This is a genomic window from Streptomyces araujoniae (genome assembly GCF_050871195.1).
In the GTDB taxonomy this organism is placed as follows: domain Bacteria; phylum Actinomycetota; class Actinomycetes; order Streptomycetales; family Streptomycetaceae; genus Streptomyces; species Streptomyces bacillaris.
The window spans coordinates 3,807,416-3,830,085 of record NZ_CP194070.1 but is presented as its reverse complement, the minus strand read 5'-3'; the positions used below and the strand labels follow the sequence as shown (position 1 = coordinate 3,830,085).

16 protein-coding genes and 1 pseudogene are annotated in these 22,670 nt (G+C 71.7%); 10 read left to right on the top strand and 7 right to left on the bottom strand.

The window, feature by feature from the left end; genetic code table 11:
- Positions 1-70: 70 nt before the first annotated feature.
- Positions 71-553 (bottom strand): LURP-one-related/scramblase family protein, encoded by a 483-nt coding sequence (locus ACQ9ZG_RS16195; RefSeq protein ID WP_018489755.1) that lies wholly within the window; start codon positions 551-553, stop codon positions 71-73.
- Positions 554-617: 64 nt separating this feature from the next.
- On the opposite strand from ACQ9ZG_RS16195, the gene ACQ9ZG_RS16190 reads away from it, so the two are divergent.
- On the top strand, positions 618-2,435 hold the full coding sequence (locus tag ACQ9ZG_RS16190) for an NHL domain-containing thioredoxin family protein (protein ID WP_109916470.1): 1,818 nt from the start codon (positions 618-620) through the stop codon (positions 2,433-2,435).
- Between the two features lie 44 nt (positions 2,436-2,479).
- Here ACQ9ZG_RS16190 and ACQ9ZG_RS16185 read toward each other — a convergent pair whose 3' ends face one another.
- The 3 genes from ACQ9ZG_RS16185 to ACQ9ZG_RS16175 all read right to left on the bottom strand — a co-directional run bounded on the left by ACQ9ZG_RS16185 (position 2,480) and on the right by ACQ9ZG_RS16175 (position 6,124).
- Complete coding sequence (locus ACQ9ZG_RS16185; protein WP_018489753.1) at positions 2,480-2,701, bottom strand: DUF6458 family protein; 222 nt, start codon at positions 2,699-2,701, stop codon at positions 2,480-2,482.
- Positions 2,702-2,824: 123 nt separating this feature from the next.
- Positions 2,825-4,123 (bottom strand): M18 family aminopeptidase, encoded by a 1,299-nt coding sequence (locus tag ACQ9ZG_RS16180; protein ID WP_028415866.1) that lies wholly within the window; start codon positions 4,121-4,123, stop codon positions 2,825-2,827.
- A gap of 174 nt (positions 4,124-4,297) precedes the next feature.
- Positions 4,298-6,124 (bottom strand): acyl-CoA dehydrogenase, encoded by a 1,827-nt coding sequence (locus ACQ9ZG_RS16175; RefSeq protein ID WP_109916469.1) that lies wholly within the window; start codon positions 6,122-6,124, stop codon positions 4,298-4,300.
- Between the two features lie 184 nt (positions 6,125-6,308).
- On the opposite strand from ACQ9ZG_RS16175, the gene ACQ9ZG_RS16170 reads away from it, so the two are divergent.
- From ACQ9ZG_RS16170 to ACQ9ZG_RS16160, 3 genes and pseudogenes are all read left to right on the top strand, one after another.
- Positions 6,309-6,776, top strand: coding sequence for an SseB family protein (locus ACQ9ZG_RS16170; RefSeq protein ID WP_006125898.1), 468 nt, complete (start codon positions 6,309-6,311; stop codon positions 6,774-6,776).
- 211 nt (positions 6,777-6,987) lie between these two features.
- A pseudogene (locus ACQ9ZG_RS16165) lies at positions 6,988-7,590 on the top strand (pirin family protein); the annotation flags it as partial.
- Positions 7,591-7,773: 183 nt separating this feature from the next.
- Complete coding sequence (locus ACQ9ZG_RS16160; RefSeq protein ID WP_084993900.1) at positions 7,774-8,880, top strand: AI-2E family transporter; 1,107 nt, start codon at positions 7,774-7,776, stop codon at positions 8,878-8,880.
- Between the two features lie 57 nt (positions 8,881-8,937).
- On the opposite strand, the gene ACQ9ZG_RS16155 is transcribed toward ACQ9ZG_RS16160, so the two are convergent.
- Entirely contained in the window at positions 8,938-11,043 is a 2,106-nt protein-coding gene (locus ACQ9ZG_RS16155) for an ATP-binding SpoIIE family protein phosphatase (protein ID WP_499280726.1), read from the bottom strand.
- A gap of 163 nt (positions 11,044-11,206) precedes the next feature.
- Here ACQ9ZG_RS16155 and aspS point away from each other — a divergent pair, with 163 nt between their 5' ends.
- Together aspS and ACQ9ZG_RS16145 are read left to right on the top strand one after the other, a co-directional pair.
- Complete coding sequence (gene aspS, locus ACQ9ZG_RS16150) at positions 11,207-13,015, top strand: aspartate--tRNA ligase (protein WP_109914211.1); 1,809 nt, start codon at positions 11,207-11,209, stop codon at positions 13,013-13,015.
- Positions 13,016-13,256: 241 nt separating this feature from the next.
- Complete coding sequence (locus ACQ9ZG_RS16145) at positions 13,257-14,045, top strand: L,D-transpeptidase family protein (protein WP_028415870.1); 789 nt, start codon at positions 13,257-13,259, stop codon at positions 14,043-14,045.
- Positions 14,046-14,114: 69 nt separating this feature from the next.
- On the opposite strand, the gene metG is transcribed toward ACQ9ZG_RS16145, so the two are convergent.
- Positions 14,115-15,728, bottom strand: coding sequence for a methionine--tRNA ligase (gene metG, locus ACQ9ZG_RS16140; RefSeq protein ID WP_028415871.1), 1,614 nt, complete (start codon positions 15,726-15,728; stop codon positions 14,115-14,117).
- Positions 15,729-15,910: 182 nt separating this feature from the next.
- Between metG and ACQ9ZG_RS16135 the strand changes: the two genes are divergently transcribed.
- Together ACQ9ZG_RS16135 and ACQ9ZG_RS16130 are read left to right on the top strand one after the other, a co-directional pair.
- Complete coding sequence (locus ACQ9ZG_RS16135; RefSeq protein WP_026237833.1) at positions 15,911-16,564, top strand: response regulator transcription factor; 654 nt, start codon at positions 15,911-15,913, stop codon at positions 16,562-16,564.
- Positions 16,561-17,844 (top strand): sensor histidine kinase, encoded by a 1,284-nt coding sequence (locus ACQ9ZG_RS16130; RefSeq protein WP_181398055.1) that lies wholly within the window; start codon positions 16,561-16,563, stop codon positions 17,842-17,844. Before ACQ9ZG_RS16135 ends, ACQ9ZG_RS16130 begins: the two co-directional genes overlap by 4 nt.
- Here ACQ9ZG_RS16130 and ACQ9ZG_RS16125 read toward each other — a convergent pair.
- Positions 17,778-19,469 carry a VWA domain-containing protein gene (locus ACQ9ZG_RS16125; protein ID WP_499280725.1) on the bottom strand — a complete coding sequence of 564 codons (1,692 nt, stop codon included), beginning with the start codon at positions 19,467-19,469 and terminating at the stop codon, positions 17,778-17,780. The two genes, ACQ9ZG_RS16130 and ACQ9ZG_RS16125, sit on opposite strands and share 67 nt — an antisense overlap.
- Before the next feature lie 314 nt (positions 19,470-19,783).
- Between ACQ9ZG_RS16125 and ACQ9ZG_RS16120 the strand changes: the two genes are divergently transcribed.
- Both ACQ9ZG_RS16120 and ACQ9ZG_RS16115 read left to right on the top strand, forming a co-directional pair.
- On the top strand, positions 19,784-21,862 hold the full coding sequence (locus ACQ9ZG_RS16120) for a PhoX family protein (RefSeq protein WP_109914922.1): 2,079 nt from the start codon (positions 19,784-19,786) through the stop codon (positions 21,860-21,862).
- Positions 21,863-22,203: 341 nt separating this feature from the next.
- Positions 22,204-22,605 (top strand): RNA-binding S4 domain-containing protein, encoded by a 402-nt coding sequence (locus ACQ9ZG_RS16115; RefSeq protein ID WP_028415875.1) that lies wholly within the window; start codon positions 22,204-22,206, stop codon positions 22,603-22,605.
- Positions 22,606-22,670: the final 65 nt, after the last annotated feature.

The following is a 22,670-nucleotide window of genomic DNA, read 5'->3' as shown; positions in this document are numbered from 1 at the left end:
AACCACGGCACACCGCCGTGTTTCACGTGAAACGAGGAACCGCCTTACGGGACACCGGGCTTGAGCCGGTCTACTCCTTCTCCGCCAGCACGATCACACAGATCGACACGGCGATCAGCAGCGCGATGTCCGCGTCCTCCCGCACCACGTCGATGCCGTACGTGTCCCGGATCGTCAGCCAGCGGCGCGAGATCTGGGCCAGCAGCTCACCGTCGTACTCGATGGCGAACTCGCGGTCCAGGATCTTGCCGCTGACGTCCATCTCCGTACCGTCCACCAGGGTCACCCGGTAGTGGTTGCGGAGCAGCGAGAGCCGCTTGCGCTTGACCTGGGCCAGCTCCTCGCCGCCGCGCTCGATGAGCATGGTGCCGCGCAGGCTGACCAGCTTCTGGCGCAGCTCGACCAGGACCCTGCCCTCGGAGTCCTTCAGCTCGAAGGTGTCGCGCAGCCGCATGGCCTTGCCGTCGACCAGGAAGAGCTTGCGGCCCTCGGCGTCCTCGATCCAGTAGTCGTCACCGATGGAGAACAGGCGCTCACGTACGAGAAGTCTCATGGGAGACAGGTTCCCCCGGCCCCCGGCGGAATGCGTGCAGGCGGTGGCGGTGTTGACTGGTGGCATGGCAACACGTGCACGCGTCCGCGCCCCCGAACTCATCGGCAAGGGCGGCTGGCTCAACACAGGCGACCGGCAGTACACCCTCTCCGAGCTGCGAGGACGCATTGTCATCCTCGATTTCTGGACCTTCTGCTGTGTGAACTGCCTCCACGTCCTCGACGAGCTGCGGGAGCTGGAGGAGAAGCACCGGGACACTGTGGTGATCATCGGCGTCCACTCCCCGAAGTTCGTCCACGAGGCCGACCACCAGGCCGTCGTCGACGCCGTCGAGCGGTACGGGGTCCACCACCCGGTGCTCGACGACCCCGAGCTGGCCACCTGGAAGCAGTACGCCGTACGGGCCTGGCCGACGCTCGTCGTCATCGACCCCGAGGGCTATGTCGTCGCCCAGCACGCGGGCGAGGGGCACGCCCACGCCATCGAGAAGCTGGTCGAGGAGCTGGAGGCCGAGCACGCGGCCAAGGGCACACTCCGCCGGGGCGACGGCCCGTACGTGGCGCCCGAGCCCGTCGCCACGCACCTCCGCTTCCCGGGCAAGGCGCTGCTGCTGCCCGACGGCGGCTTCCTGGTCTCCGACACCACCCGCCACCGCCTGGTCGAGCTGGACGCGGACGGCGAGACCGTACGGCGCCACTTCGGCACCGGCGAGCGCGGGCTGGGCGACGGCGGCCCGGACGAGGCCCGGTTCAGCGAACCGCAGGGGCTCGCGGTCCTCCCCGACGGCCGCATCGCCGTGGCGGACACCGTCAACCACGCGATCCGCGCCCTGGACCTGACGACCGGGGCGGTCACCACCCTCGCCGGGACAGGCCGCCAGTGGTGGCAGGGGAGCCCGGCCGACGGCCCGGCGCGCGAGGTGGACCTCTCCTCGCCGTGGGACCTGGCCTGGTTCGGCGACCGGCTGTGGATCGCCATGGCGGGCGTGCACCAGCTGTGGACGTACGACCCCGAGGCCGGGAGCGTGGGTGTCGCGGCCGGGACCACCAACGAGGGGCTGGTCGACGGACCGGTCGCCGAGGCCTGGTTCGCCCAGCCGTCCGGGCTCGCGGTCTCCGCCGACGGCGAGCGGCTCTGGGTCGCGGACTCCGAGACCTCGGCCCTGCGCTGGGTCGACCGGGACGGCCAGGTGCACACCGCCGTCGGCACCGGCCTCTTCGACTTCGGCCACCGTGACGGGGCCGCCGCCCAGGCGCTCCTCCAGCACCCGCTCGGCGTGACCGCGCTGCCCGACGGGTCCGTGGCGCTCTCGGACACGTACAACCACGCCCTGCGCCGGTACGACCCGGCCTCCGGCGAGGTCACCACGCTCGCCACCGACATCCGCGAGCCCAGCGACGCGGTGCTGGTCGACGGGGACCTGGTGGTCGTCGAGTCCGCCCGCCACCGCCTCACCCGCCTGCGGCTGCCCGAGGAGGCCGTACGCGTCCCCGACCAGGCGCACCGCACCCAGCGCGCGGCCACCGGGATCGCCCCGGGCACGCTCCGGCTGGACGTGGTCTTCCAGGCGCCGGCCGGGCAGAAGCTGGACACCCGCTACGGGCCCTCCACCCGGCTGCTGGTCTCCTCGACCCCGCCCGAACTGCTGGCGGACGGCTCCGGTGCGGGCACCGACCTCGGGCGGGACCTGGTCCTCGCGGACGGGGTCACCGAGGGCGTGCTGCACGTCTCCGCGATGGCCGCGTCCTGCGACGACGACCCGGCCAACGAGTACCCGGCCTGCCATGTCCACCAGCAGGACTGGGGCGTGCCGGTCCGGGTGACCCCCGAGGGCGCGGCCCGGCTGCCGCTGGTGCTGGCGGGGATGGACGAGCAGGGCTGAGGCGAACACCGCCCGCCGGGGCCTGGGGCCTCGGCGGGACGGCCTCAGTGGTAGCGGTGCTCGTCGTCCTGGACGACCGTCGTGGTCGGCGGCACGACCATGCGGCGGCGGCGCGCGATGCTCATGTAGACGAAGACCCCGATGAGGCCGACGAGCATCATGATCCAGCCGACCAGGTCGAGGTTGATGCCGTCGGCCTTCCAGTCGGTCGCGAACGCCAGGATCGCGCCGCCACCGATCAGGAGAATGCATCCTCCGAGTCCCATGATTCCCGCCTCCTCGACGGTCCGGTGTATCCGGACCGGTGTACGGGTCGCGTACCCGGCCCGGCAACAACCATGTCCGAGGCGGCCGTTGGGCGTCGGTGCCGTTCTGGGTCCCGGCCGGTGTCAGTCCGTCAGGAACGCCGTCAGCGCGTTGGCCAGCAGATACGGGTCGTCCGCCCCGCACAGCTCACGGGCGCTGTGCATGGAGAGGATCGCGACGCCGATGTCCACGGTCCTGATGCCGTGCCGGGCGGCGGTGATCGGGCCGATCGTGGTGCCGCAGGGCATCGAGTTGTTCGACACGAACGTCTGCCACGGCACCCCCGCCTTCTCGCAGGCGGCGGCGAACACCGCGCGGCCGCTGCCGTCGGTGGCGTACCGCATGTTGACGTTGACCTTGAGGATCGGCCCGCCGTTGGCGACCGGGTGGTGCGTCGGGTCGTGCCGCTCGGCGTAGTTGGGGTGCACGGCGTGGCCGGTGTCGGAGGAGAGGCAGACCGTTCCGGCGAAGGCGCGGGCGCGGTCCTCGTACGCACCGCCCCGGGCGAAGACCGAGCGCTCCAGCACCGTGCCCAGCAGCGGGCCGTCGGCGCCGGTGTCGGACTGGGAGCCGTTCTCCTCGTGGTCGAAGGCGGCCAGGACGGGGATGTACGGAAGCTCGTCGTCCGGCCGGCCGGCGACGGCGGCCAGGGCGGCGGTCGCGGCGTGCACGGAGAGCAGGTTGTCCATCCGCGGCCCGGCGACCAGCTCGCGGTCCCGGCCCAGATAGGACGGCGGCTCGATGGCGTGCGGCATGAGGTCCCAGCCGGTGACGTCCTCCGGGTCGACGCCCGCCTCCTCGGCGACGAAGCGGATCAGATCGCCCTCGGCCACCTCCCCGAGCCCCCAGATCGGCTGCATGTGGCGCTGCCGGTCCAGCTTGAGGCCGTCGGTGTTGGCCGAGCGGTCCAGGTGCACGGCCAGTTGCGGCACCCGCAGCAGCGCCCGGTCGATGTTGACCAGCCGGTCGGTGCCGTCCCGGAGCGAGATCCGGCCGGCCAGGCCCAGGTCCCGGTCGAGCCAGGTGTTGAGCAGCGTGCCGCCGTAGATCTCGACGGCGATCTGGCGCCAGCCGTGCGACCCGGTGTCGGGCAGCGGCTTCACCCGCAGGTTCGGGGAGTCGGTGTGCGCGCCGACGATCCGGAACGGGGTGTGCGCCGCCGCGCCCTCCGGTACGTACCAGGCGATGATCGCCCCGCCGCGGAGCACGTACTTGCCACCGGGGCTCGCGTCCCAGGCGGCGGTCTCCTCGACCTGACGGAATCCGGCCACCTCCAGCCGGGCGGCCGCGTTGGCCACGGCGTGGTACGGGGACGGGCTCGCCGCCAGGAAGGACATCAGATCATCGGTGTGCGCACGGTCGAACCGGTGGCGAGAACTCATGGTCTTCACTGTATCGAGGGACCCGGCTCCGGATTCCGGTGACCGCCGGGGCCGGCCCGTGTACGGCGGCCGGGCCGGGCCGCGGACCCGTCCCGTCCGGCCGAAACGCGAGCGCCGCCACCCGGACGGGATGTCCGGATGACGGCGCTCGCGTACCAGCGGTGCGGGCGGGACCTAGAAGGCGGCCTCGTCCAGCTCCATCAGCGAGTTGTCGATGTTCTCGGCGAGCGCGCGCTCCGTCGAGAGGCCCGGCAGGACGTTCGCGGCGAAGAACTTCGCGGCGGCGATCTTGCCCCGGTAGAAGGCGACGTCCTTGGCGGAGGCGGTCGGCAGCTTCTCGGCGGCCACGGCCGCGCCCTTGAGGAGCAGATAGCCGACGACGACATCGCCGGAGGCCATCAGCAGGCGGGTCGTGTTCAGGCCGACCTTGTAGATGTTCTTGACGTCCTCGCCGGTGGCGGTGAGGTCGGTGATCATCGCGCCGACGATCGCCTCCAGGTCCACCGCCGCCTTGGCGAGGGAGTCCAGCGCGGGGGCCAGCTCCTCGTTGCCCTGGGCGCCCGCGAGGAACTTCTTGATCTCCTCGGAGAGCGTGTTGAGCGAGGCGCCCTGGTCGCGGACGATCTTCCGGAAGAAGAAGTCCTGGCCCTGGATCGCCGTCGTGCCCTCGTAGAGGGTGTCGATCTTGGCGTCCCGGATGTACTGCTCGACCGGGTACTCCTGGAGGTAGCCGGAGCCGCCGAAGGTCTGGAGCGACTGCGCCAGCTGCTCGTAGGACTTCTCGGAGCCGTACCCCTTCACGATCGGGAGCAGCAGGTCGTTGAGGCCGTTGAGCGCCTTGGCGTCCTCGCCCGCGGTCTCCTTCTCCTGGATCGCGTCCTGGACGGTGGCCGTGTACAGCACGAGGGAGCGCATGCCCTCGGCGTACGCCTTCTGCGTCATGAGCGAGCGGCGTACGTCGGGGTGGTGCGTGATGGTGACCTTGGGCGCCGTCTTGTCCATGAACTGCGACAGGTCGGTGCCCTGGACGCGCTCCTTGGCGTACTCCAGCGCGTTCAGGTAGCCCGTGGAGAGCGTGGCGATGGCCTTCGTGCCGACCATCATGCGGGCGAACTCGATGATGCGGAACATCTGGCGGATGCCGTCGTGCTTGTCGCCGATGAGCCAGCCCTTGGCGGGGTGGCGGTCGCCGAAGGTCATCTCGCAGGTGTTGGAGGCCTTGAGGCCCATCTTGTGCTCGACGTTCGTCGCGTACACACCGTTGCGCTCGCCCAGCTCACCGGTGGTCCAGTCGAAGTGGTACTTCGGGACCAGGAAGAGGGAGAGGCCCTTGGTGCCGGGGCCGGCGCCCTCGGGGCGGGCCAGCACGTAGTGGAGGATGTTCTCGGACATGTCGTGCTCGCCCGAGGTGATGAAGCGCTTCACACCCTCGATGTGCCAGGAGCCGTCCTCCTGCTGCACGGCCTTCGTCCGCCCGGCGCCGACGTCGGAGCCGGCGTCCGGCTCGGTCAGCACCATCGTCGAGCCCCACTGCTTCTCGACGGCGATCTCCGCGACCTTCTTCTGCTCCTCCGTGCCCTCCTCGAAGAGGATGCCGGCGAACGCCGGGCCGGAGGAGTACATCCACACGGCCGGGTTCGAGCCGAGCAGCAGCTCCGCGTAGCCCCAGATCAGGGAGCGGGGCGAGGTGGTGCCGCCGATCTCCTCGGGCAGGCCCAGGCGCCAGTACTCCGAGTCCATGAAGGACTGGTACGACTTCTTGAAGCTCTCCGGGACCGGCGCGGTGTTGGTCTCCGGGTCGAAGACCGGCGGGTTCCGGTCGGCGTCGGCGAAGGAGTCGGCCAGCTCGTTCTCCGCGAGACGGGCGACCTCCTCCAGGATGCTCTTCGCGGTGTCGACGTCCATCTCCGCGAACGGACCGGTGCCGTACACCTTGTCGCGCCCGAGCACCTCGAAGAGGTTGAACTCGATGTCGCGGAGATTCGACTTGTAGTGCCCCATGGGAAGGCTCCGTAATCAATAGCAGTGGCGCGCAGCGCCCCGGGGAGTGATGCGGGTCGGGCGACAGGCAGGCATTCGGTACAGGCAGACGCGGGTGTATCAGCTGACCTCTCCGATGATGCTACCCGTCAGTAATAAGGCGCAACCCCTCAGGCCGTAGATGTGTCCGATTACTCTTTGCAGCATGTACGGCTACGACCAGAACCCTGGTGCTCAGCAGCAGATGGGTCAGATGGGCCAGATGGGTCAGATGGGCGGCGGCTACGGGGAACAGCCGCTGTATCCCGAGCCCTCCCCGCCCTCCCTGGCCGACGCGGTCCGGGCCTTCACCACCGGCTCCCTCTCCGCCGAGGACTTCCAGCAGATCTTCGCCACGTCGAAGGTCTACTGCCCGCGCGGCGACAACCCCGGCTTCCTGGCGCTGCACAACACGCAGCAGCCCGTGATCCCGATGTTCACCACGCTCAAGGAGCTGCGGCGGTACGCGGGCAAGGAGTCCAAGTACTTCGTGATCACCGGCGCCGAGGTGATCGACCTGCTGCCCACGGGGTACGGCTTCGTCCTGGACATGGAGGGTGATCACCGTATGGTCTTCGACGCCAAGGCGGTCGAGCAGATGGTCGACTTCGCGATGCGGCGGATGTACGGGTAGGGGTTCCGCGTCCGCACGTCGCTGACCTGCGGTCTTCTTGTACGGGTGAGGGCCTGCGCCGCTTTCGGCGCGGGCCTTCGCGCTGTCGGGGCGGCGTCCTCGCGCTCTTCGCGCGGTGTCCTCCCGCTGTCCGCGCGGTGGCTCCGCGCCCTCGTCGGCGGGGTGGGAAAACGCCATGTGTACGCCGGGGTGCGCGCCCGGACGCGCTCCCGGGTCCGGCCTGCTGCACATCGAGGCGCCGCCGGAGTCGCTCGTCCTGTCCGGCGGGCTCTTCCACGGCCTCCAGCTCTGGGTGAACCTGCCCAAGGCCGACAAGATGATGAACCCGCGCTACCAGGACATCCGCGGTGGCGAGGTCCAGCTCCTCGCCTCCCCGGACGGTGGCGCACTGCTCCGCGTCATCGCCGGTGAGCTGGACGGACACCAGGGGCCCGGCATCACCCACACCCCGATCACGATGATCCACGCCACCGTCCGGCCCGGCGCCGAGGTGACCCTGCCCTGGCGCGAGGACTTCAACGGACTCGCGTACGTGATGGCCGGGCGCGGCTCGGTCGGCCAGGAGCGCCGGCCCATCCACCTCGGGCAGACCGCGGTGTTCGGCAGCGGCTCCTCGCTGACCGTCCGCGCGGACGAGAAGCAGGACGGCCACACCCCGGACCTGGAGGTCGTCCTTCTGGGCGGCCGCCCGATCCGGGAGCCGATGGCGCACTACGGGCCGTTCGTGATGAACAGCCAGGCCGAGCTGAAGCAGGCCTTCGAGGACTTCCAGGCGGGCCGCCTGGGGACCGTCCCGGCTGTCCACGGCATGTGACGCTCCGCTGGGACACGTCGTGCACGGCCGTGCCTCCGTGAGGGGGCCCGCCGTGCACGACGTGTGACGTCACCGTATGGGGCGTACGGCGTACGGAGACGGGCGCCGCGTCAGGTGACGGCGCGTCACCCGCGCGGTGTACGTCGGCGGGCCCGGCCGTCCGGGCCGTGATCGGGTGGGAGGGTGCCCGCTTCCAAGCCCCTCCTGCCCGAAGGCGCCCGCCGCACGGCCGCCTGGTGCGGTGTCGTCCTGCTGGTCGTGGGGGTCGCCGCCGTCGGGATCTGGCTGGTCGTCGCCCTCAAGACCGCGGTCACACCGGTGCTGCTCGCCCTCCTCGGCACCGCGCTGCTCGGCCCCGTGCACCGCTGGCTCATCGCCCGCAGGCTCAACCGCTCACTGGCCGCCGGGCTCACCTGCGCGGCGCTGGTCGCGGTGGTGGGCGGGGCCGGGTACATCGTGGTCACCGCCCTCGTCGACTCCGGTGACCAGATCGTCCGCTCCCTCAAGGACGCCGGACAGTGGGTCGTCGACCACCTGGACATCGGCGGCAACACCGACGTCGACAGCCTCGCCGACAACGCCAAGAACCTGGTCGACCGGTTCGGAGCGAGCGCCGCGGGCGGTCTGCTCAGCGGGATCAGCCTGGTCGGCACCCTGGTGGCGACCAGCGTGCTGGCGCTCCTGCTGACCTTCTTCTTCCTGCGCGACTCCGACCGGGCCGTCCACCTCGCCCACTCGGTGGCCCCGCGCGGCACCGGTGACCTGGTGGAGGCGATGGGGCGGCGGGCGTTCGAGGCCGTCGAGGGGTTCATGCGCGGCACCACGTTCATCGCGCTGATCGACGCCGTCTGCATCACGGTGGGCCTGCTGATCCTGGACGTGCCGGGGGCGGTGGGGCTGGGCGCGCTGGTCTTCGTCGGCGCCTACATCCCGTACCTCGGGGCCTTCATCTCCGGCGCGGTCGCCGTGCTGGTCGCGCTGGCCGACCGGGGGTTCGTGATCGCGCTCTGGGCGCTGGGGGTGGTGCTCGCGGTCCAGGTGCTGGAGGGGCATGTGCTCCAGCCGGTGATCCAGAGCCGGACGGTGCAGATGCACCCCGCGATGATCATGGTGGCGCTGACGGCCGGGGCGAGCGTCGCCGGCCTCCTCGGCATGCTGCTGGCGGTCCCCCTCTGCGCGGCGGCCTTCGGGGTCCTGGGGGAGCTGCGCCGGGGCTACGGAAACCCGCCCCCGTCTCCCGAGCCCCCATCCGACCCGTCGGGCAGCCACCCCAGCCCGTCCGGCGTTTGAGGACGGAACCCTCACGGCGGGGGCCCGCAGCCATCAGGGCCCCGCACCCACCCGGGCCTACACCCCCGCCCCACCCCCCTCGTACAGCTCGAACCAGATCGACTTCCCCTCCCCCCGCGGATCCACCCCCCACGCGTCGGCCAGCATCTCCATCAGCACCAGCCCCCGCCCGCTGGACGCCATCTCCCCCGGCCGCCGTTTGTGCGGCAGCTCGTCGCTGGCGTCGGCCACCTCCACGCGCAGCCGCCGCTCGCCCCGCTCCCCGGACACCTCCGCCGCCATCAGCGCGTCCCCGTCCGTGTGGACCAGCACGTTGGTGGCCATCTCCGAGACCATCAGGACCGCCGAGTCGACCTGCTCGGGGTCCTTCCAGTCGTGCAGCAGCTCCCGTACGAGCTGGCGGCCCACCGAGATCCGCTCGGGCTCGGCCTGCGCGATGGTCAGCACGCTGCGGCGGGCCGGAGTCTCCGGCGCCCGGCCGCTCTCCCGCCGCAGCACCAGCACCGCGATGTCGTCCTCGCGGCGGTCGGCGAGCGGCCCGGTCGTGTAGTGCGAGGTCGGCCCGTGCACGGCCTGGACCAGGGCGTCGGCCAGCTCCTCCAGGTCCTCTCTGGGCTCCTCCAGGACCGGGCGCAGCCGGGTCCAGCCGGTGGCCATGTCGTGGCCGCCGGTCTCGATGAGCCCGTCCGTGCAGAGCATGATCGTTTCACCCGGCTCCAGGACGACCCGGGTAGTGGGGTAGTCGGAGTCCGTCTCGATGCCGAGCGGCAGCCCGCCCGCCGTCTGCCGGATCACCGCCGTGCCGTCGGCGCTCACCACCACCGGGTCCGGATGGCCCGCCCGGGCGATGTCCAGGGTCCCGGCGTCCGGGTCCACCTCGGCGTACAGGCAGGTCGCGAAGCGGGGCGCGGCGGGCTCGTCGTCGCCCGCCACCCCCTCGTACCCGTCGGTCAGCCCGGAGAGGAAGCGCGAGGCCCGGGAGAGCACCGCGTCCGGGCGGTGGCCCTCGGAGGCGTACGCGCGCAGGGCGATGCGGAGCTGGCCCATCAGCCCGGCGGCCCGTACGTCATGGCCCTGGACGTCACCGATGATCAGGGCGATCCGGCCGTTGGGCAGCGGGATCATGTCGTACCAGTCACCGCCCACCTGGAGTCCGCCGCCGGTCGGCACGTACCGCGCGGCCACCGTCATCCCGGGGATGTCCGGCCCCAGCGTCGGCATCATCGAGCGCTGGAGGCCGAGCGACAGCTCCCGTTCGGTCTCCGCGACCCCGGCGCGGGCCAGCGCCTGGGCCAGCATCCGGGCCACCGTCGAGAGCACCGCGCGCTCGTCCGGCGAGAAGCGCACGGGGTGCTGGAACCCGGCCATCCAGGCGCCCATCGTGCGGCCCGAGGAGACGAGCGGGAGGTACGCCCACGACCGCCGGCCGAACCGGCGGGCGAGGGGCCAGGTGGCGGGGTAGCGGCGGCGGTACTCCTCGGGGGAGGGGAGGTAGATCGCGCGGCCCGTGCGGACCGCCTCGGCGGCCGGGTAGTCGGTGTCCAGGGGCATGTCGGTGAAGGGGTCCTCCTCGCCCGCGCTCTGCCCGTGGTGGCCGATGATCGTCAGCCGCTCGCCCGCGACGCCGAAGACCGCGAGCCCGTCCGGGGAGAAGCCGGGCATGGAGAGGGAGGCCGCGACCCGCAGCACCTCCTCCGTGGACCGGGCCTCGGCCAGCGCCCGCCCGGCGTCCAGCAGGAACGCCTCCCGGGAGCGGCGCCAGTCCCCGGTGATGGGGGTGTCCGCTGCGGACGAGCCCGGCTGGGGTTCCGCGACCTCCTGGAGCGTGCCGATCAGGACATAGCTCTCGGTGTCCCCGTCCGCCGGGACGACCGGCTTGGAGCGGCTGCGTACGGTGCGGAGCACCTGGCCCCGCTCGTCGACGATCCGCAGCCGGGCCTCGGCGAGGGTGCCCTCCGTGACGGCCAGGTTCACGACCCCGTAGATCTCGTTCCAGTCGACCGGGTGGAACCGGGAGCGCACCGCCGCCTCCCGGTAGACGCCGGGCTCGGGGGGCAGCCCGAGCAGCCGGGCCGCCTCCGCGTCGAGCGTGACCGTGCCGGCTGCGTTGTCCCAGCGCCACAGGCCTGTCGCGATCGCGGCCAGGACATCCTCGGTGCGCATTGCCCCACTTTAGGAAGATCTGCTCTCCGTACGCCACCGAGGGGGCGCCGCGCGCGGTCCGCCGCCGGGGGCGGGCGGGAAAGCGAAATGAAGGGGCCCGGCCCCGGGCGGTAGCCTGGGGAGGCTCAATCCACCCCGAATCGCGAAGACTGGATGAACGACGATGCATCGGTACAGGTCCCACACCTGCGGCGAGCTCCGCGCCTCTGACGTCGGCACCGACGTCCGGCTGAGCGGCTGGCTGCACAATCGCCGAGACCTGGGCGGCATCCTCTTCATCGATCTGCGCGACCACTACGGTCTGGTGCAGCTCGTCGCCCGTCCCGGCACCCCCGGTAACGAGGCCCTGGCGAAGCTGACCAAGGAGACCGTCGTCCGCATCGACGGCAAGGTCTCCGCGCGCGGCGCCGAGAACGTCAACCCGGAGCTGCCGACCGGTGAGATCGAGATCGAGGTCACCGAGGTCGAGGTGCTCGGTGAGGCGGCCCCGCTGCCCTTCACGATCAACACCGAGGACGGCGTCAACGAGGAGCGGCGCCTGGAGTACCGCTTCCTCGACCTGCGCCGCGAGCGCATGCACCGCAACATCATGCTGCGCTCGGCCGTGATCGCCGCCATCCGCTCCAAGATGGTGGCCCTCGGCTTCAACGAGATGGCGACCCCGATCCTCACCGCGACCTCCCCCGAGGGCGCCCGTGACTTCGTCGTCCCGTCCCGGCTGAACCCCGGCAAGTTCTACGCGCTGCCGCAGGCCCCGCAGCAGTTCAAGCAGCTGCTGATGATCTCGGGCTTCGACCGCTACTTCCAGATCGCGCCCTGCTTCCGCGACGAGGACGCCCGCGCCGACCGTTCGCCGGGCGAGTTCTACCAGCTCGACGTGGAGATGTCCTTCGTCGAGCAGGAGGACGTCTTCCAGCCGATCGAGAAGCTGATGACCGAGCTGTTCACCGAGTTCGGCAACGGCCGTGAGGTCACCTCTCCGTTCCCGCGCATCCCGTTCCGCGAGTCGATGCTGAAGTACGGCAACGACAAGCCGGACCTGCGGGCCAAGCTGGAGCTGGTCGACATCTCGGACGTCTTCGCCGACTCCGGTTTCAAGGCGTTCGCGGGCAAGCACGTCCGCGCGCTGCCGGTGCCGGACACCGCCGGGCAGTCCCGCAAGTTCTTCGACGGCCTCGGTGAGTACGCCGTCGAGCACGGCGCCAAGGGCCTGGCCTGGGTGCGCGTGGGCGAGGACGGCACGCTGGCCGGACCGATCGCCAAGTTCCTCACCGAGACCGACGTCAAGACGCTGACCGAGCGCCTCTCGCTGGTCCCGGGCCACGCGGTCTTCTTCGGCGCGGGCGAGTTCGGCGAGGTCTCCAAGATCATGTCGGCCGTCCGGGTCGAGGCCGCCAAGCGCGCGGGCCACTTCGAGGAGGGCGTCTTCCGGTTCTGCTGGATCGTCGACTTCCCGATGTACGAGAAGGACGAGGAGACCGGGAAGATCGACTTCTCGCACAACCCCTTCTCGATGCCCCAGGGCGGCCTGGCCGACCTGGAGGAGAAGGACCCGCTGGACATCCTCGCCTGGCAGTACGACATCGTCTGCAACGGCATCGAGCTGTCCTCGGGCGCCATCCGTAACCACGAGCCCGAGCTGATGCTCAAGGCCTTCGAGATCGCCGGGTACGACCGCGAGACCGTGGAGCAGGAGTTCGCGGGCATGCTCCGCGCGTTCCGCCTCGGCGCCCCGCCGCACGGTGGCATCGCCCCGGGCGTCGACCGCATCGTGATGCTGCTCGCCGACGAGCCCAACATCCGCGAGACGATCGCCTTCCCGCTCAACGGCAACGCCCAGGACCTGATGATGGGCGCCCCGACCGAGCTGGACGAGACCCGGCTGCGCGAGCTGAACATCCAGCTCCGCAAGCCGGTCGCGGCGAAGGGCGCCTCGGAGAAGCCCGCTCAGGAGAAGGCCGCCGACCAGTAGGCGTCACCTCCTCAGGCTGCTCCGCTCTGCGCACGTTTCACGTGAAACAGCCCCCGATCACCTGATCGGGGGCTGTTTCGCCGCATGAGCACGAGTGACCCGGACGGCCGGGGCGACGCCGTACAGCCGGATGGCCCCGGATCGGATTCGGCCGCGCCGGGTGCGGCAAGAACTGGCACCGAGACACCCCTCTCGCACCCCGTGCCGCACCGCCGTGCCGTCATCCGAGGAGCCCGTCACCGTGTCCGTCCCGCTCCGCCCGCCCGTACCGCTGCTCGCCGCCCTGTTCCTCGCCCTGGCCCTGCTGCTCACCGGCTGCACCTCCGGCTCCGCCCCCGCGAAGTCCCCCGCCGGCGCCCCGGGGCAGGGCGCAGCGGGCCCGGAGTCCGACGCCGCCTCCGTACGCCTGACCTCCCCGGCGCCGGAGCCGAGCCCGGCCGAGATCCCGGGGCTCGGGCCGCAGACCCGGGCGGAGATCCCGGCGGAGGCCCGGCAGGCGTTCGTGGTCACCGGGGAGAGCGTGGATGCCAACCGGTCCAGTGCGGTCCTGTACGCCCGCGAGGACCCGGCGGAGGGCTGGGCGGCGGTCGCCGGCCCCTGGGACGCCCACAACGGGATGAAGGGCTGGACCGACCACCACGTGGCGGGCGACCTGAGGTCCCCCACGGGCGTCTACACCCTCACCGACGCGGGCGGCCGCCTCCCCGACCCGGGCGCCCTGCTCCCGTACGACGAACACCCCCGGTTCGCGGTGGACGGCGTGGGGTTCTTCGGGGAGCCCCTGGAGGGCTCCTTCGACTACGTCGTGGCGATCAACTACAACCGCACCGAGGGCGTCACCCCCCTCGACCGCACCCGCCCCCTCGGCCTCGAACGCGGCGGCGGCATCTGGATCCACGTCGACCACGGAGGCCCCACACAGGGCTGCGTCTCCATCCCCGAGAACCGCATGGAGGAACTCCTCGGCACCCTGGACCCGGCCATGAACCCGGTCATCGTGATGGGGGACGCGGAGTCGCTGGGGCGGTGACCCGGAACCGTACGCGTACGACAGGGGCCCGGGACCACGAACGGTGGTCCCGGGCCCCTCAGGTACGTACTACGCCGGCTTCTCCTCCAGGCGCGGGAACAGCACCGCGCCCTTCGTCACCGTCGCGCCGGCGGACAGGGTGCCCCAGACGCCCGCGTCCTGGACCTTCTGGTCGGCCAGGGCGCCCAGGGACTCCTCGGCGCCCAGGGACTCCCAGAGCTTCTGGGAGGTCTCCGGCATCACGGGGTTCAGCAGGACCGCGACACCGCGCAGCGACTCGGCGGCCGTGTAGAGGATGGTCGCCAGGCGGGCCTGGCCCTCCGGGGTGGTGTCCTTGGCCACCTTCCACGGCTCCTGCTCCGTGATGTAGCCGTTGACCTGCTTCACGAAGTCGAAGATCGCCAGGATGCCGCCCTGGAAGTCCAGCTCCTCGCCGATCTTCGCGTCCGCCGTCGCGACGGCCTTCGCCAGGCCCTCCTGCACGGCCCGCTCGGCGTCACCGGCGGCCGTGGCCTCCGGCAGCGCCCCGCCGAAGTACTTGCCGACCATGGCGGCCACGCGCGAGGCGAGGTTGCCGTAGTCGTTGGCCAGCTCGGAGGTGTAGCGGGCGGAGAAGTCCTCCCAGGAGAACGAGCCGTCGCTGCCGTACGAGATGGCCCGCAGGAAGTACCAGCGGTACGCGTCCACGCCGAAGTGCGAGGTCAGGTCCTGCGGCTTGATGCCGGTCAGGTTCGACTTGGACATCTTCTCGCCGCCGACCATCAGCCAGCCGTTGGCGACGACCTTGCCGGGGAGCGGCAGGCCCTGCGCCATCAGCATCGCGGGCCAGATCACCGAGTGGAAGCGGAGGATGTCCTTGCCGATCAGGTGCACGTTCGCCGGGAACGTACCGTCGAACTTCTCCTGGTTGGCGCCGTACCCGACCGCCGTCGCGTAGTTGAGCAGCGCGTCGACCCAGACGTAGATGACGTGCTTGGGGTCCCACGGCACCGGGACGCCCCAGTCGAACGTCGAGCGGGAGATCGACAGGTCCTGGAGACCCTGCTCGACGAAGTTCACGACCTCGTTGCGCGCCGACTCGGGCTGGATGAAGTCCGGGTTCGCCGCGTAGAACTCCAGCAGCTTCGGGCCGTACTCGCTGAGCTTGAAGAAGTAGTTCTCCTCCTTGAGGAGCTCCACCGGCTTCTTGTGGATCGGGCAGAGCTTCTGACCGGCGAACTCGCCCTCGCCGTCGATCAGATCGCCGGGGAGCTTGTACTCCTCGCAGCCCACGCAGTACGGGCCCTCGTACCCGCCCTTGTAGATCTCGCCCTTGTCGTACAGGTCCTGCACGAACTCCTGCACCCGGTCGGTGTGCCGCTTCTCCGTCGTGCGGATGAAGTCGTCGTTCGCGATGTTCAGATGCTCCCAGAGGGGCTTCCACGCCTCCTCGACGAGCTTGTCGCACCAAGCCTGCGGAGTGACGTCGTTCGCCTCGGCCGTGCGCATGATCTTCTGACCGTGCTCGTCCGTGCCGGTGAGGTACCACACCTTCTCGCCGCGCTGGCGGTGCCAGCGCGTGAGCACGTCGCCTGCGACGGTCGTGTAGGCGTGGCCCAGGTGAGGAGCGTCGTTGACGTAGTAGATGGGGGTCGAGACGTAGTACGCCGTCGCCCCCTGCTTCTCGGATCCAGTGGCCGCCATGGTCGAAATCCTAACGGTCGGTTGAAGATCCACTCACATCGATAACCGGGGCCCCGGGGGGTGCTCCCCGGCGGGCCGGCGGTGGAGAGCTTTGCGAAACATCCCTTCCCGTAATGCTTCCCGCAGGAAAGTCGCATCCTGGGAGGGAGCGGACAAGCGTGCACGAGGCAGGGGACATCACCATGCGGGTACTGGTCGCCGAGGACGAGGAGATCCTCGCGGAGCTGGTCGCCACCGGGCTGCGCCGGGCCGGCTTCGCCGTCGACACCGTCTACAGCGGGGACGCGGCCCTCGCCTACCTCGGGCTGCACGACTACGACGTCGTCGTGCTCGACCGCGACCTTCCGCGCGTCCACGGCGACGACGTGGCCCGGCGGCTCGTCGCCTCCGGCTCCCGGACGCGGATCCTGATGCTCACCGCCTCCGGCACGATGGAGGACCGCGTCGCCGGGCTCGACCTCGGCGCCGACGATTACGTCAGCAAGCCGTTCGAGTTCCCCGAGCTGGTCTCCCGGGTCCGCGCCCTGCGCCGCCGCAGCGCCCGCCCCGTACCGCCGCAGCTCGAACGGCACGGCATACGGCTCGACACCGTACGGCGCTCCGCGCTCCGTGACGGGCGTGAGCTGGATCTCTCGCCCAAGGAGTTCACCGTGCTTCAGCTGCTCCTGGAGGCGGACGGCGGGACCGTCAGCGCCGAAGAGCTGCTGGAACGGGCCTGGGACGCCAACGCCGACCCCTTCACCGGAGCCGTGCGCGTCTGCATGAGCAAACTCCGCGCCAAGCTGGGCGAGCCCGCGCTGATCCGTACCGTCCAGGGCGTCGGGTACGCGCTGTGAGCCCCCGGGCCCGGCTGCGGCGGCTGGTGACCGCGTCGAAGCTGCCGCACTCGACGATCAGGACGCGCATAGCCCTCGTGTACGGCGGGGTCTTCCTCGTGCTCGGCACCGCCCTGCTCACCACCGTCAACCTGGCCTCCCGCGCCGGTACGGACTCCGAGGCGCGCGCCATCGCCTCCGCCGTCGTCGTCCCGCCCGGCTACACCGTCAACGGCCCGTTCATCGCCCGCAGCTCAGCCGACGGCCCCACTGTCTACGAACTGACCGATCACGTCAGCGACGCGGCCAGCAAACAGCACATGTACTGGTCGATCGCCGCGCTCCTGGTGATGACGGCGGGCGCGGTCGGCGTCGGCTGGTGGATCGCGGGCCGGGTCCTGCGGCCCGTCCACGCGATGACCGCCAAGGCCCGCAGCCTCTCCGAGCGGACCCTGCACGAGCGGATCGCCTCCAGCGGGCCCGACGACGAGCTGAAGGAGCTGGGCGAGACGCTGGACGCGTTGCTGGCCCGGCTGGAGAAGGCGTTCGACAGCCAGCGCAGGTTCATCGCCAACGCCTCCCACGAACTGCGCACCCCGCTCGCCACCCAGCGCGCCGCGATCCAGGTGGGGCTGGACGATCCGAGCCCCGACGACCTCGTCCGCACCCGGCAGACGCTCCTGGACACCAACCGGCGCAGCGAGCGGCTCATCGAGGGGCTGCTCGTGCTGGCCCGCAGCGAACGGGGGCTGGCCGCGGACGAGCGCGAGGACGTGCGCTTCGACCGGGTGGTGGCCGAGGAGACGGCCCGGCGGCCGGGGGCGCGGGCGGAGGGGCCGGGCCGGCCCGCGGTGCGGGTGGACGTGGCGCCCTGTCCGGTCCGGGGCAACCGGCTGCTGCTCTCCCAGCTGGTGTCGAACCTGCTGGCCAACGCGGCGACGTACAACGTGCCGGGCGGTTCGGTCGACATCGCGCTGGCGGAGGACGGCGTCCTGGTGGTGCGCAACACCGGCCCGGTGGTCTCCGAGGCCGATATCGCGGGGTTCTTCGAGCCGTTCCGGCGGGGCGAGGGCCGCGACCGGATGGGCCCGGGGTCGGGGCTCGGGCTGTCGATCGTGCGGTCGATCGCGGTGGCCCACGGCGGTACGGTCACGGCGGTCCCGGGCCCGGGGGGCGGCGGTCTCGCCGTGACCGTACGGCTGCCGGTCGATCAGTCCGTCGACCGGCCTGCTGATCAGCCCTCGGAGCGCTCCTCGCGCGCCGCGATCCAGGCCGGCAGCCCGGCGAGGATCTCCCGGTAGAGCTCGGCGTCCGCGATCTCGCGCGGGGCCGGGCCCGCGTGGAAGAAGCCGGCGTTGGGGGCGTCCAGCCTCCGCAGGAAGTCGAAGCCCTTCCCGTCCTGCTCGCCGAAGGCGACGAACTGGAAGAACAGCGGCAGCCGGGCCGCGTCCGCCAGCGCCTGGCGGGCGAGCTGCTTGGCGTCCGGCGGGCCGTCCGTCTGGAAGATCACCAGGGCGGGACCGGCGTCCTGCGCCTGCTCGCCCGCCAGCTTCTCGTGGTCCGCCACGATCTCCTCGATCGCGCGGTGGTAGTTCGTGCGGCCGAGCCGTCCGAGACCGGCGTTCAGCTCGTCGACCCGGCCCTCGTGGGCGGCCAGTCCGATGGTGCCGGTGCCGTCGATGTCGGTCGAGAAGAAGACCACGGAGACGGTGGCGTCGGCGTCCAGGTGGGCGGCGAGCGCGACGGCGCGGTCGCCCAGGTGCTGGGCGCTGCCGTCCTTGTAGAACGGCCGCATCGAGCCCGAGCGGTCCAGCACCAGGTAGACGCGGGCGCGCAGCCCGGTCAGCCCGTGCCCCTTGAGCGCCGTCTGCGCCGCCTTGTACGGGGCGACGAGCTGCGGCGCGCGGGAGGTGACCCGGGCGAGGGTGGTGGCGGGCTTGGCGGTGGCCTTGGGAGCGGTCTTCGCGGCGGGGGCGGGCGAGGTCACGGAGGTGGCCGCGGGCGCCGCGCTCCCCGCGGCCGCCGTGGGTGCCGCCGGGGGCTCGGGGGCGGCCTCCGGCTCCGGAGCGGCGGTCGCTTCCGCTTCGGGGGCGGTCGCGGCTTCCGGCTCGGGCGTCGCGGCTACGGGCTCCGGCTGAGGGGCCGCCCCGGCGGCGGGCTCCGGCGTGGTCTCCGGAGCGGTCGCGGCCTCGGTCGTCGCGACCGGCTTCGCTTCCGGTACGGGCTCCGGGTCGGGCTTCGGCGCCTGCTCGGCGGCGGGCTCCGGCGTGGCCTCGGCTGCGGGGGCCACGGCCGGGACCGGGGCGGCGTCCAGGTCCAGGTCGAGGTCGATCGTGATGGGGGCGGGCTCCGGCGTGGTGGCGGGCTCCGCCGTGACGGGCTCGGCGGCGGGCTCAGCAGTCCCGACCGGTTCCTCCGCCTTCACCGGCTCCTCCGCCTTCACCGGCGCGGCGGCGGCGGGATCGGCAACCGGCTCCGCGACGGGCTTCGCCTCCGCCTCCGCAGCGGGTGCCTCCACAGGCTCCGCGACGGGCTTCGCCTCCGGCTCCGCAGCGGGTGCCTCCACAGGCTCCGCGACGGGCTTCGCCTCCGGCTCCGCGTCCGGGCCCGAGCCCTGGGCGGGGACGGTCGGCGTGGCGGTGGCGGCCTTGTCGAAGGCCGCGGCCACCAGGTCCGCGGCACCGGCGTCACTGTCCGTGGTCTCCGCGACGGGCGAAGCGGGGGCCGGGATCGATGCCTTCGGCTCGGACGCCTTCGGCTCGGCGGGCTTCGGCTCGGACGCCTCGGGCCCGGCCGCCGCCGAAGTGGCCCCGGCCTCCGGCTCCGTGGACGGGGTGCGCTCGGCCTGGGGCGGGACGGTGGCCGTGGTCGGCGCGTCCTGCTCCGTGCGGCCGAACACCTTACGCAGCAAGCTCCGAATGCCCATGAGCGAGGCCTTTCGCATGAGTTGGGTGCGGGGAATGTCCGACCTGGGTGATTTCATCCCTGGCCAGGACGGATACGTAAGGTTAGCGGCCGGATCCGGCCGTACGCCGGTCCGGCCCACCCGTGCGTCAACCGAGCCGAAACCGATTCCGGACCGAGTCCGGCACGCGTTCCACGAGTAACCCGGCCCCGTTCCCGTACGGCTTCAAAGGAACAGCGGTAGCCCGGACTTCACCCGGCGTTCACCGGGAGTCCCTCGGACCGCGTGGGTCCGCCCCTACCGTCACGCACGACACACCGACGGAGGGAATCCACGTGCGCAACCTGCTGCCGCTCATCAGCTCCCACAACGCCCACCCGGGCGGCCGTTCCGCGCTGACCTGCCGCTTCCGCTGCGGGGACGCCTGTTTCAAGGAGACCCCGAACACCAGCGACAACGAGTACGCGGGCGACATCATCGCCCGTGCCGTATCGCGCCGTTCGATGATGCGCACGGCCGCCGTCGTGACGGTCGCCGCCGCGGCCGGTACGGCCGCGCTGACCGGTCCGAACGCCCCGCGGGCGGAGGCCGCGGCCCTCGCCGGCCACGGCCACAAACCGCACCCGCCCCACAAACCGGCCCCGTCCGGCGCCCGGGGACTGCGGTTCTCGCCGGTCGCGCCCAACAAGAACGACAAGGTCACCGTCCCCGACGGCTACAGCCAGAACGTGGTGATCCGCTGGGGCGAGCCGATCCTGCGCGGGGCGCCCGCCTTCAACCCGGAGAAGCAGACCGCCAAGGCGCAGGCGGGCCAGTTCGGTTACAACAACGACTTCCTCTCGCTGCTCCCGCTCCGCGGCGAGCGCGGCCGTCAGGTCCTGGTCGCCAACCACGAGTACACGGACGAGGTCCTCATGTTCCGTGGCTACGATCCGGCCAACCCCACCCGGGAGCAGGTGGAGATCGCCTGGGCCGCGCACGGACTCTCCGTGGTCGTCGTCCAGGAGGAGAGCCGCACCGGCAAGCTGGGGGCGGTCACCCGTCACCCGCTGAACCGCCGTCTCACCGCCACGAGTGAATTCCGGGTCACCGGACCGGCCGCGGGCAGCCCCCTCCTCCGTACCTCCGCCGACCGCACCGGCCGCAAGGTGCTCGGCACGCTCAACAACTGCGCCGGCGGTACGACCCCTTGGGGCACCACGCTGCACGGTGAGGAGAACTTCAACCAGTACTTCGCCAACGGCACCACGGCCATGCACAAGCGGTACGGGATCGGCTCCGGCGCCACCGAGCGCAAGTGGGAGCGGTTCGACCGGCGGTTCGACCTGGCGAAGGAGCCCAACGAGGCCAACCGCTTCGGCTGGGTCGTCGAACTCGACCCGTACGACCCCGACTCCACCCCGCGGAAGCGGACCGCGCTGGGCCGCTTCAAGCACGAGGCGGCCGAGCCCCGGCTGACGGCGGACGGGCGCCCGGTCGTCTACATGGGCGACGACGAGAAGTTCGACTACCTCTACAAGTTCGTCTCCAGCAAGCAGATGAAGAAGGGCACCTCGCGCGCCGCCCGCGAGCACAACCTGACGCTGCTGGACGAGGGCACGCTGTACGTCGCGAAGCTGACCGGAGACTCCCCGGCCGCCGAGATCGACGGCAGCGGAAAGCTCCCGAACGACGGCGAGTTCGACGGCAGCGGCGTCTGGATCCCGCTGGCCACCGGCACCACCTCGCACGTACCCGGCATGACCGCCGACGAGGTGTACGTCTACACGCGGCAGGCCGGTGACAAGGTCGGCGCCACCAAGATGGACCGCCCCGAGGACGTCGAGCCCTCGCCGCGCACCGGCCGGGTCTACGTCGCGCTCACCAACAACTCCGACCGCGGCAAGGAGGGCAAGGCCCCGGCGGACGAGGCGAACCCGCGCAACGGCAACAAGCACGGGCAGGTCCTGGAACTGGCGGAGAACTGGGACGACCCGACGGGCGACGGGTTCGCCTGGCGGCTCTTCCTCGTGGCGGGCGACCCGGACGACCCGTCGACGTACTTCGCCGGCTTCCCCAAGGAGCGCGTCAGCCCCATCTCCTGCCCGGACAACGTGGCCTTCGACGCCCACGGCAACCTGTGGATCTCCACGGACGGCAACCAGCTCGGTTCGCACGACGGCCTCTTCGGTGTCGCGACCCAGGGCGACCGGCGCGGTGAGCTGAAGCAGTTCCTCACCGTCCCGACGGGCGCGGAGACCTGCGGCCCCGTCATCCAGGACCGCCGGGTCCTGGTCGCCGTCCAGCACCCGGGCGAGGTCGACGGCGCCTCGGTGGAGAAGCCCGCGAGCACCTGGCCCGACGGCCCGGGGAAGATCGTCCGGCCCTCCGTCGTCGCGGTCTGGCGCAAGGACGGGCGCGACATCGGGGTGTGACCCCCGCTCCCTCCGGGACGGCCGGCCATCAGGCCTGTGCCCCTTGGGCGCGGGCCTGATGGAGCAGGCCAACCGCATGCCGGGGTGGGGGGCGCCCTGCGGCGGCACCTCCGTCCACGGCCCCGATCCGGCGGTCGGTCATCGGGCCGGCCGGGGTGAGCGACGCCCCCGCGTCCAGCGAGCACGCTCCCAGAACCTCCTGCCCCGGCCGCGGGCGGGGGCCGTACAGCCACCGCATGAGCGAGGTGAGCGGCGGCCGGGCCCTGAGCGTCCCGGCCGCCGGTCCGTTCTCCCGGAAAACGCACGCCGGTCCGGACACGCGCCGGACTAGAGTCGGACCCATGGTTTCCGGTGATGCGGCGCAGGCTCAGGGAAGCGTCCGGGTCGATGTGTGGATCTGGTCGGTCCGGCTGACGAAGACCCGTGCGCAGGCGGCTGCCGCCTGCCGGGCCGGGCATGTGAAGGTCGGCGGCGAGCGGGCCAAGCCCGCTCAGGCCGTCCGGGTCGGTGACGAGGTACGGCTGCGGCACGCGGGCCGGGACCGGGTGGTCGTCGTCTCGAAGATCGTGAAGAAGCGGGTCGGGGCGCCGGTGGCCGTCGAGTGCTTCGTCGACAACAGCCCGCCCCCGCCGCCGCGCGAGGTGGCGATCCAGGTTCCGGTACGGGACCGGGGCACGGGCCGCCCGACCAAGCGGGACCGCCGGGAGATGGAGCGCCTCCAGGGCCGCCCGCCGGAGCGCTGAGCCGAGCGGCGGGCCCGTGACGGTCCCTGCGGCGGTGCCGTCCCGCTGTTTCACGTGAAACAGCG